The sequence below is a fragment of the Candidatus Liberibacter sp. genome (assembly GCF_014048425.1).
GTDB lineage: Bacteria > Pseudomonadota > Alphaproteobacteria > Rhizobiales > Rhizobiaceae > Liberibacter.
In genome coordinates, this window is record NZ_JACETX010000042.1 from 1 (window position 1) to 10624 (window position 10624).

The following is a 10624-nucleotide window of genomic DNA, read 5'->3' on the forward strand; positions in this document are numbered from 1 at the left end:
TACAAGTTGTTTCTGATACTGTATCACGAGGTGGTCGTGTTTTGTTTGTAGGAACAAAGCCTCAGGCTTCCAGTTTTGTTGCAGAAGCTGCTAAACGTTCCGCTCAGTACTATGTTGATTCTAAATGGTTTGGTGGAATGATTACGAATTGGAAGACTATTTCTAATTCTATCCAGCGATTGAGGAAGCTTGATGAGGTCATAGAAAAAGAAAGTCAGGGATTGACAAAAAAAGAGCGTTTAAACATTGAACGCAAACGCGACAAGCTCGAAAGGGCTCTGGGCGGCATTCGTGATATGGGCGGACTTCCTGATTTGATGTTTGTTCTAGATACAAACAGGGAGAGGCTTGCTGTTGAAGAGGCTCGTCGACTACGGATACCTATAGTAGCCGTGACTGATACCAATTGTGATCCTGATCGTATAGACTATGTTATTCCAGGAAACGATGATTCTTCTCGGTCGATTGCTCTTTTTTGCGACCTTATCGCGTCGGCAGCTCTTGATGGGCTGGCTCGGCAGCAGAGATCTTCTGGAAAGGAGGAGATTGGATCTTCTGAGGAATTGAGCCATCATTTTGAAGAAAAAGAAAACAAAGAAGTAAAAGAAGATAAAGAAGAGAAGAAAGAGGATGTTGTTAGCTGATGAAGTCCTTTTTTGTGGTTTTTATTTAGAAAGAGATTTGTTGCATGAGTGAAATATCTATTCTCAAGGTAAAGGAATTACGCGAGAAGACTAGTGCGGGTTTTGGAGACTGTAAAAGTGCCCTTACGGAAGCTAACGGGGATATGGATTTGGCGATTGAATTGCTAAAAGCCAAAGGAATGTCGAGAGCGCAAAAGAAGACAGGAAGGGAGGCTTCAGAAGGTTTGATAGGAGTCTCTCATGATGGTTATGGGAAGGCGTCTGTTGTAGAAGTGAATTCTGAGACTGATTATGTGGCGCGTAGTAGCGACTTCCAGGATATTGTTCGAAAAATTGCTAAAATCGCCCTTTCCACGGATGGTTCTGTTGAGGAAGTTCTGTCTGCGCCGTTTGATGATACTGGGATTGTTGTCAAAGATGGGATTAAGGCTGGTATAGCGATTATAGGGGAAAATATTAGTCTACGCCGTTCGTCTGTCCTTTCTGTAGGAGAAGGTGTGGTCTCCTCTTATGTGCATGCAGCTATTTCGGAGGGGATTGGTAAAATAGGTGTTCTTGTCGCATTGAAATCTTCTGGTGACAAGGAGAAGCTTTCTTCTATTGGAGTCCAGATTGCAATGCATGTGGCGGCTTCTTCTCCGTTGGCAATTTCTTCTCAGAGGCTTGATTCTTCTATCGTTGATCGGCGGCGTGCTATTTATGTTGAAGAGGTCCGTGATTCTGGTAAGCCAGAGAATCTTGTTGAAAGAATAGTAGAAGGTAAGATGCAAAAGTTTTTCAAGGAAGTTGTGCTTTTATCTCAGGATTTTGTTATGAATACAGATCAGACTGTATTTGATTTTTTGAAGGATTCTGAGAAAGAAATTCATGCGTCTATTGAAATTGTTGGTGTTGTTCATTTTGCGCGATAAAGTAGACTAAGCAAGGAGATGGATAAGTCCTTGTTTTTGCTGTTGGTATCGGTTTTTTTTGTGGAGAGTGACAGGATTTCCCTGCGTTTTCCCTGTATAATTTTAATTAGAGAGAAACAATTGTCAGGTCTTCCCTATAAACGCGTTCTTTTAAAGGTTTCAGGTGAAGCGCTTGCCGGTGATTTGGGTTTTGGGATAGATGTTAGCGCAGTTGATCGGATATGTTCGGATATAGCAGAGGCATCTTCCAAAGGGGTTGAGATTGGAGTTGTCGTAGGTGGGGGCAATATCTTCAGAGGAATCGGCATTTCAGGTATTGAGCGTTCTGTCGGCGATTCTATGGGTATGTTGTCTACAGTTATTAACGCGTTGGCGTTAGATTCTTCCTTGCGTAAGATGAATGTTCGAACAGTAATTTTGTCTTCCATATTTATGCCGCAGATTTGTGAGATTTTTTCGCATCGTAGTGCGATGTCGTATCTTTCTCAAGGATTTGTCGTGATATTTTCTGGAGGGACGGGAAATGCTTTTTTGACTACAGATTCGGCGGCTGCATTGCGGGCAATTGAAATAGGGGCGGATGCAATCTTCAAGGGAACTCAGGTAGATGGTGTATATTCTAGTGATCCAAAGAAAGATTCGTTAGCTACGCGGTTTGAATCTTTGACGTATAGTCAAATTATTGAAAAAAGATTGGAAGTTATGGATTTGGCTTCTATCATTTTGGCTCGAGATAATTCTGTTCCTATAGTTGTTTTTTCCATTCACTCTCCGAGAGAATTTTTAAAGGTATTATCAGGATTAGGGCGTAGAACCATTGTATCTGGAAAATAATTTTCTAGTTTGGCAAGTGGTTTTTATTAGGATGGAAGTAGATTATGTGTCAAAATATTAATTTAGAAGTTCTCAAGAAACGTATGGATGAAGCTGTTTCTTTTTTTAAGAAGGACATGATGACTTTGCGTACGGGCAGGGTATCTTCGTCTATTCTTGATCCGGTGAGGATTGATGCTTATGGATCGCGTATTCCTCTTAATCAGGTAGCAAATGTTGTTGTTATGGATTCGCGAACGCTTTCAGTATCGGTTTGGGATAGGTCGATGGTTTCAGCTGTGGAGCGAGGTATCCATGAATCCAGTCTTGGGCTAAATCCAATTGTTGAAGGTCAGATTTTGCGAATACCGGTGCCTGAAGTCACTGAGGAAAGGCGTTTGTCTCTTGTGAAAGTTGCTCAGAATTATCTTGAGAAGGGTAAGGTTTCTATTCGTAATATCCGTCGCGATGGTATGGATATTTTGAAAAAATCCAAGAAGATTGGTTCTATTAGTGAAGATGATTTTGGAGTTTTGGTGGCAGAAATTCAGAAAATAACAGATGCAATGATAATAGATGTTGATGTTTTTTTTGAAGAGAAAAAAAAAGAAATTCTAAATTTTTGATATATTGTTGAATACTGTATTTTTTCGTGATTGTATCATATATGGCATCTTTATTAATTCCTGAGCATGTTGCTATCATTATGGATGGTAATGGGCGCTGGGCTATTGAGCGCAATCTCCCTCGTTATAAAGGGCATCACAGAGGCATTTATGCGATGCGAGAGGTGGTTCTGGCTGCGGGTGAAATAGGAATAAAAAATCTGACGCTTTTTGCTTTGTCGAGAGATAATTGGCGTAGGCCTGATTCTGAGATATTAGAGCTGGTTAAATTGATCAAGGGTTTTTCTCAGAAAGGACTTGAGACTTGTGAAAAAAATAACGTGAAAGTTCGTATTATAGGTGAACGTACGAGTTTAGATGAGGATATCGTTCTGTTATTGAAAGATGCAGAAGAGCGGACACGATTTAATACGGGACTGAAGTTATTTCTTGCATTTAACTATGGATCGCGTGATGAGATTGTTCGAGCAGTGAAGGGGCTTTCTCAGGATATAGAAGCAGGGATTATGTGTTCACGAGATATAACTCCTTCTTTAATTTCTGCTCGTTTGGATACAGCTAACGTTCCGGATCCTGATCTTATTATTCGCACAGGTGGTGAGGAGCGTTTGTCTGATTTTTTGCTGTGGCAGGCAGCTTACTCTGAGTTTGTTTTTATGCCCGAATATTGGCCCGATTTTTCAAGGAAGTTATTTTTTTCTGCGGTAGAGCAATATGGGCTTCGTGATAGAAGGTTTGGTGGATTGTCAAAAAAGAGACGAGAGTTGGTTGAATGTCCCGGGAATTAAGGCTGAGAATTGTCTCTGGATTCGGGATTGCTTGTGTGTTTTTTTTGGCGGCTTGGATAGGGGGATGGTGTTTCCGCTTTTTTTCTGTGGTTATAGGACTTCTTGTTTATTACGAATGGTCCAATATTACGAAGTCGTCCTCTGTGCTGAATTGGAATAAACACCTTTTAGGATGGTTTGTTGTTTGTTTTTCGTCTTGTCTTGTTTTTTTTGGTTTTTTAAAGATAGCTGTTTTCTTTCTGGTTTTATATGCTGTTTTAATTTTTCTTTTTTCTTTCTCGCAAAGTTGTGGTTTTTGGATTCCTTTGGGAATTCTTTATTCTCAATTGCCATCGGTTGCAATGGTTTCCCTTCGAGGAAATGATTTTGAAGGTTTCGCCATTATATTTTTTATTTTTATTGTTGTTTGGGTTACCGACGTTTCTGCGTATTTTATTGGTCGTGCCATCGGCGGTCCTAAGATGGCCCCTGGGATTTCTCCAGGAAAGACTTGGTCTGGAGCTTTGGGAGGATGTGCATTTTCTATTGTTGCCGGAGCAATTATATCGTCTTACTTTTTCTTGGATTGTTTATGGATATTGATAATTCTTTCTGTCGTTATATCTGTATTCTGTCAATTGGGAGATCTTTTTGAATCTTTTGTCAAGAGATGCTTTGGTGTAAAGCAATCAGGGTTTTTTTTGCCGGGACATGGAGGGATAATGGATCGAGTTGATGGATTGATTATTGCGTGTCTCGGTGTTTTTATGATTGCCTTTGTTTTTGGAGAGGTGATAGGAAATAAAGGAATTTCCTTGGCGGAGATTATTGCGAATAATATGATAGGGATATAGACTTATTGATTTCTTATAAAGGGGCTGGAGGGATATGGTCTTTAATTTTTTAGGTTATGTTTTTTCATTGGCGGAAATTTCTTTTGTAATAATTTTTATGCATGAACTTGGACATTATATAGTAGGTCGTTTATGTGGCGTGAAAGTATTGTCTTTTTCTATAGGTTTTGGACCGGAAATTATTGGTTTTACAAGTTCTTCTGGTGTCCGTTGGAAATTTTGTTTAATCCCATTGTTAGGATACGTTCGTTTTTCAGAAGATAAAGAAGATAAATGTTCTTTATTTAGGGTGGCATTATGGAAAAAGTTTTTGGTTATTGCTGCCGGTCCAGTGGCAAATTTCGTTGTAGCTACATTGATTTTTACATTTATTTTTTGCAAATATGGTATACCACCAATGCAGTCAGATGTGGTTGTTACGAAGGTATTATCTGAAACTCCTGCCGCTATTGCGGGGATAAAGCCCGGGGATCATATTTTGTCTCTTGATGGGAATGAGATATCATCTGTTTCGGAATTTTTTGAGAATATGAAAAAGCATTCTGCACAAGAAGAAGCTGTTTTTGTATTAAAGCGTGATAGAAAAGATGTTTTAGAGATAAAAGCAACACCTATTCTCCGTGATGTTGTCGATGATTTTGGCATAAAAAGATCCAAAAAGCCATTTATAGGTATTGTCATTTCTCAAGACATGGGAGAAAAGACCGGCACAATTTTGGAGGCTTTTTCCAGAAGCTTGAAAGAAGTAGGAATGAAGTCTAGAGATATACTTGGTAGTTTTTTCTATCTATTTTCGAAGTTTGATTCGGTGTTGGGTCCTATAGGTGTGGTAAAAATTACGAAAAATATGTATGATTCGGGATTCGATAGTTCTTTATATTTTATGGCTTATTTTTCATTAGTTGTTGGTTTAACAAATCTGATGCCTATTCCAGTTCTTGATGGTGGACATTTAATGTTTGTTCTCCTGGAGATGCTGAGGAAAAAACCCCTGGGAACTCTCTCCGAAAAAATTGTTACAGGAATCGGGTTAAGTATTATTCTGATATTGTTTATTATTGGTGTTTGTAATGATGTTTTCCGTTTATAGGTTGGTTTTATAGATTTTATGATGGGTAAAATTTTGTGTTTTAGACTGCAAGTGGGACAAGAAGAGCTATAGGCGGTGTTTTTTGTGTTTTGAGACGAGGTAATGGTGGTGATGAGAGTGGATAGGATAAAATATTTAAGCAGGTTGCATCAGTGGTTAAGTTTTAGGAGATGTTTTTTTTTTGGACTTTCTCTTATGAGATTTTTTGTTCTTATTTTTGTCATTCCTTGGTTACTTATTGCATATGAGGCAAACGCAGCGGTTGTAAATAGTATCAAAATTCAAGGTGCCTTTCAGAATGATGAAAAATCCATTGTTTCTCGACTGACTATAGTTCCTGGAAAGTTTTTTTCTGATGATGAAGTCAATAATTCTGTAAAAAAACTGTATTCTACAGGATATTTTTCTGATGTGAAAATACAGCTTTTAAATTCGGATCTTATTGTAACCGTAGTGGAGAAAAAAGTTATAAATCAACTGATTTTTAATGGAAACGAACATATAAAAGAAAATATCTTGCAAAATATGGTTCTTTCTCGTCCTACCGGTCTATATGACAAGTATCTTGTTGATACCGATATAGCTCAGATCAAAGCAGTATATGCGCAACAGGGTTATTCAAATGTATCTGTTGATTCTCAAGTGCGTCCGGTAAGTCCTGGAAGAATCGATCTTTCTTATTCTATAAAAGAAAATATTAGGGAAAGAATCAATAAAATTAGTTTTATGGGGAATAAGGCTTATTCCAGTTCTAGGCTAGAGAGGGTCATCTTTGCGCGAAGATCTAATGTTTTCTCGCGTTTTTTCGGAGGATTTGATCTTCCTAACGATGAAAGATTGGCATTAGATAAGAATCTTCTTCGTAAATTTTATGACGATAGAGGTTATGCGGGTGCGCGCATTGATTCTCAAGAGGTTCTTCATGATAAACAGAATAACGGCTATCACTTGATTTTTAAAATTGAAGAAGGTGGAATTTATAGAATTGGCAATGTTGTTGTTAGATCAAGTTTAAAAGGTATAGATGGGGATGAACTGGTTCGGTTTGTTCAGAGTCGTTCCGGTGATTTGTACAGTACTCGGAACATTGAAAAGACAGTTAAAAGAATATCAGAGTATTTTTATTCTATGGGAAGGTCATCTGTTGGTGTAACATCGCAGATTAATCGAGATTTTAAAAAGAACACGGTTGATGTCGAATATTTTATTGATCAGAAAGATCCTCTTTACATAGATCGTATAGAAATTAAAGGAAATTATTCTTTGCGTGATTATTTGATTCGGCGTGAGCTGAATTTTAACGAGGGTGATTCAGTAAATGAAGATATGTTTGAGCAAGCTAAGCTCCGTTTGATAAGGACAGGTTATTTTTCTAGTGTTAATTTTTCAAAATCACCGACAAATATGCCTAATCATATTATCTTGAGTATAGAGGTTGGAGAAAAGAAAGCAGATGAGTTAAATCTAAGTTTGAGCGTTGCCAATAGTGGGACATTGAGCACGTCTGATGGTGGATTCGGTATAACTAGGCGTGATTTTCTAGGGAGAGGATTGATTTTTTCTGCTAATGCTTCTTTCCCTCTTGATTTGAGTTCGGTACAAGGGGGAATAGGAATTGTAGATCCGTATTTTTTAGGAAGCCGTGTTTCAGCTGGTTTTAATTTTTATAAATCGCAGACTAGAGAACTGTTTGTGCAAGAGGATAATAGGGGTTCTTCTTTGTCTTTTGGGATTCCTATAGTCGAAAACCTGTCAACAAAGTTCAGTTATAATTATAATCAAAGAACGTCTAAAACCACAAACAACGTAGCTTCTTCTGCGGCATATCAAGATTTAATTAATAGGGAAAACTACATTACATCATATGCTTCTCAGGACATTATATATAATACACTAGATGATGTTGATATGCCACGTGATGGTTTATGGTGGAGAATTGGACATGGTCTTGCAGGTTTAGGAGGAGATTCAAAGTACTATAAATTGACTGGATCTATGAAATATTGCCATCTTTTAGAAGATAATTTGGATGTTGTGGGTTCTATAAGCATTAATTCTGGATATTTGGTTCCTACAGAAAAAAGTGGTGTAAGTATTGTTGATCAATTCAAGATAGGTCCCAAGATCATTCGAGGATTTGAGGAGGATGGAATAAGTCTGCGTTTAATGGGAGGAGAATCCATTGGAGGAAAGGCTTATTTCGCAGCGAAAGCGGAAGTTGATTTTCCATTGCCTATTTTCCCACAGAGATTGGGTGTTCGAAGTTCGTTTTTTGTTGATTCTGCTACTCTTTACGGAAATGCTATTGCTATTCCTGCACAAGGACTTCCTTTGCAGGGGGAGAATGATTCTTCCTTGCGGCTTTCTGTTGGTGCAAATGTTGGCATGAAGATGCCGCTAGTAGGAAAGATCGGTGTATATTATGCTTTTCCTTTATTAAAAGAATCGGAAGATAAGACGAAGGCTCTTGGATTTTATATAGGCTGGTAATTGTATTGAGATAAAATATGGTTTTTTTTTTGAAGAATTCAAAGGCTCTTTTTGATGAAAAATATGAGTTTTTTTCGCCGAATAAAGGAGTGCCACTTGCGAAATTGGCGCAAACCATCGGAGCTATTTTATCCGATAAGGCTTTCAGTGAACGACTTATTTTTTCTCTGTCATCAATCGCGCAGGCGTCTGAGGGGAAGCTTTCGTATATTGTTTCGCGCAAGTACCTTGAAGATATTAAGACTTGTAGTGCCTCTGCCATTGTTTGTCATCCGGATATGAAATCCTTTGTTCCCAAGCATATTCCTTGTTTATTATCAGATATGCCTGATATTGCCTTTGCGATTGCAGGATCTATTCTATATCCAGAAGCGATGCGTCCAAAGCCGATTTCTTCGGAGATAGGAAGAGTATCTCCTATGTCTTTTTTGGACAAGGATGTTAGGCTTGAAGAAAACGTTACCATTGAGCCGATGGCAGTAGTGGGATCTGGCGTTGAAATAGGAATGGGTACGTATATTGGACCAGGAGTGACTGTCGGTTCAGGAGTGAAAATTGGACGTAATTGCAGCATTGCGGCTGGAGCAAGTGTATTTTCGGCTTTTATTGGTAATGATGTCATTTTACATGCGGGGGCAAGAATTGGTAGTGACGGATTTGGATATGCTCGGGATATATCGGGCATTCATAAAATAGTTCAAATCGGTCGAGTTATTATTCAGGATAAAGTTGAAATTGGTGCTAATACTACCGTTGATCGAGGTGCGATGGATGATACCATAATCGGAGAAGGTACAAAAATTGATAATCAGGTGCAAATAGGTCACAATGTTTACATAGGTTGTGGATGTATTATTGTAAGTCAAGTTGGAATTGCAGGGTCTGCTCGTATAGGCGATAATGTTGTTATAGCAGGTCAGTGTGGTATTGCGAATCATGTCCATATAGGTGATGGCGTACAGATTGCAGCTAAAAGTGGTGTTCTTAATGATCTGCCATCAGGTGGGAAATATGGTGGTTTCCCAGCTCGTCCTATGATGGATTATCTCCGTTATATTGTTATGTTAGGTAGATCGAGTAAGAATTTTATTAATAGGGTAAAGGGTGAAAATGACTGGTGAGGGTACATGTCTGGATGCAATAGATATTGTTGATATGATGAAATTTCTTCCTCATAGATATCCTTTTTTACTTGTAGATAAGATAGTGAATATTCTTGAGGATGATTCTGCTGTAGGGATCAAGAACGTTACTTTTAATGAGCCCCATTTTAAGGGACATTTTCCGGGTATGCCAGTCATGCCTGGTGTTTTAATCCTTGAGGGTATGGCACAAACAGCGGGTGCTATTTGTGCTATTAGGAATAATTTTAGTAAGCATGAACCGCCTTATCTTATGTCAATTGAGCAAGCTCGTTTTCGGAAGCCTGTTGTGCCCGGAGATCGTTTGGAGTTTCATGTACAGAAGTTGCGCAATCGTTCTCATTTTTGGAAATTTAAATGTCTTGCGAAGGTTGATGGCTGTACTGTCGCTGAAGCAGTGATTTCCGCCATGGTTGTTCGGGGGAAAAAAGGCAAAATATGATCTCAGTTCTTGATGCTCCTTTCATCCATCCAATGTCTATGGTGGAAGAAGGAGCTAAAATAGGACTAGGTAGCTTTATTGGTCCTTTCTGTAGGGTAGGTCCGGAAGTCGACATTGGGATTGGTGTTGAATTGATATCTCACTCCGTAGTGATGGGAAAAACTTCGATTGGGGATTTTACCAAAATTTTCCCTATGGCAGTGATAGGAGGTGATACGCAGAGTATCCGCCATAGTTTTTTGGAAACGGAATTGTTTGTCGGGAGAAAATGCGTAATTCGTGAGGGTGTTACGATAAACAGGGGAACAGTTGAATATGGTGGAAAAACAGTTATAGGCGATTGTAATTTTTTTTTGGCAAATTCGCATGTGGCACATGATTGTAGACTTGGAAACAATATAGTTTTATCCAACAATGTTATGCTTGCAGGGCATGTAATAGTCGGTGATGGTGTGGTGTTTAGTGGAGGTTCTGCTGCGCATCAATTCACACGTATTGGACACCATGCTTTCATAGGAGGACTTTCAACGGCTCTTTATGATGTGATACCTTATGGTATATTAAATGGAAATCCGGGAACTATTCGTGGGATTAATGTTGTAGGCATGAAACGTGCAGGGATGGATCGCGATAGAATTTTGCGTGTGCGATCAGCTTATCAGGAAATTTTTCAAGGGAAAGATTGTATATACGAGAATGCAGAAGTTGTTCGTGAAAAGTATTTTGATTGTCAGGAAGTTTTAGATATCGTGAAATTTATTTTTTCCGATCGCAAACGCGCTCTCTCCAGTGTATATTCCGTAAAGCAATAGGGATCAGATTATGGGGCGTTTGCTTGTTATCGC

11 protein-coding genes are annotated in these 10624 nt (G+C 38.7%); all 11 read left to right on the top strand.

The genetic code is table 11. From position 1 onward, the window contains the following. The coding region (gene rpsB, locus H0G72_RS04885) for a 30S ribosomal protein S2 (protein ID WP_182017662.1) at positions 1 to 644 on the top strand (644 nt) is incomplete at its 5' end. A 44-nt stretch (positions 645 to 688) separates the two neighbouring features. Further along, positions 689 to 1555 carry a translation elongation factor Ts gene (gene tsf / locus H0G72_RS04890; RefSeq protein ID WP_182017663.1) on the top strand — a complete coding sequence of 289 codons (867 nt, stop codon included), beginning with the start codon at positions 689 to 691 and terminating at the stop codon, positions 1553 to 1555. 120 nt (positions 1556 to 1675) lie between these two features. Further along, positions 1676 to 2389: a UMP kinase gene (pyrH, locus tag H0G72_RS04895; RefSeq protein ID WP_259345148.1), complete on the top strand. Its 714-nt coding sequence runs from the start codon at positions 1676 to 1678 to the stop codon at positions 2387 to 2389. Positions 2390 to 2433: 44 nt separating this feature from the next. Beyond that, entirely contained in the window at positions 2434 to 2994 is a 561-nt protein-coding gene (gene frr, locus H0G72_RS04900; RefSeq protein WP_182017665.1) for a ribosome recycling factor, read from the top strand. Between the two features lie 41 nt (positions 2995 to 3035). Beyond that, entirely contained in the window at positions 3036 to 3782 is a 747-nt protein-coding gene (uppS, locus tag H0G72_RS04905; RefSeq protein ID WP_182017666.1) for a polyprenyl diphosphate synthase, read from the top strand. Next, complete coding sequence (locus H0G72_RS04910; protein ID WP_182017667.1) at positions 3767 to 4615, top strand: phosphatidate cytidylyltransferase; 849 nt, start codon at positions 3767 to 3769, stop codon at positions 4613 to 4615. The genes uppS and H0G72_RS04910 overlap by 16 nt, the downstream gene beginning before the upstream one ends. Before the next feature lie 34 nt (positions 4616 to 4649). Continuing rightward, on the top strand, positions 4650 to 5705 hold the full coding sequence (locus tag H0G72_RS04915; RefSeq protein ID WP_182017668.1) for a M50 family metallopeptidase: 1056 nt from the start codon (positions 4650 to 4652) through the stop codon (positions 5703 to 5705). Positions 5706 to 5900: 195 nt separating this feature from the next. Continuing rightward, complete coding sequence (bamA, locus tag H0G72_RS04920) at positions 5901 to 8195, top strand: outer membrane protein assembly factor BamA (protein WP_182017669.1); 2295 nt, start codon at positions 5901 to 5903, stop codon at positions 8193 to 8195. Between the two features lie 17 nt (positions 8196 to 8212). Further along, a complete protein-coding gene (lpxD, locus tag H0G72_RS04925; RefSeq protein WP_182017670.1) occupies positions 8213 to 9316 on the top strand; it encodes a UDP-3-O-(3-hydroxymyristoyl)glucosamine N-acyltransferase in 1104 nt (367 codons plus the stop codon). After that, positions 9306 to 9779, top strand: a complete 474-nt coding sequence (gene fabZ / locus H0G72_RS04930) for a 3-hydroxyacyl-ACP dehydratase FabZ (RefSeq protein ID WP_182017671.1) — start codon at positions 9306 to 9308, stop codon at positions 9777 to 9779. The genes lpxD and fabZ overlap by 11 nt, the downstream gene beginning before the upstream one ends. After that, on the top strand, positions 9776 to 10591 hold the full coding sequence (gene lpxA / locus H0G72_RS04935; protein ID WP_182017672.1) for an acyl-ACP--UDP-N-acetylglucosamine O-acyltransferase: 816 nt from the start codon (positions 9776 to 9778) through the stop codon (positions 10589 to 10591). Before fabZ ends, lpxA begins: the two co-directional genes overlap by 4 nt. Positions 10592 to 10624: the final 33 nt, after the last annotated feature.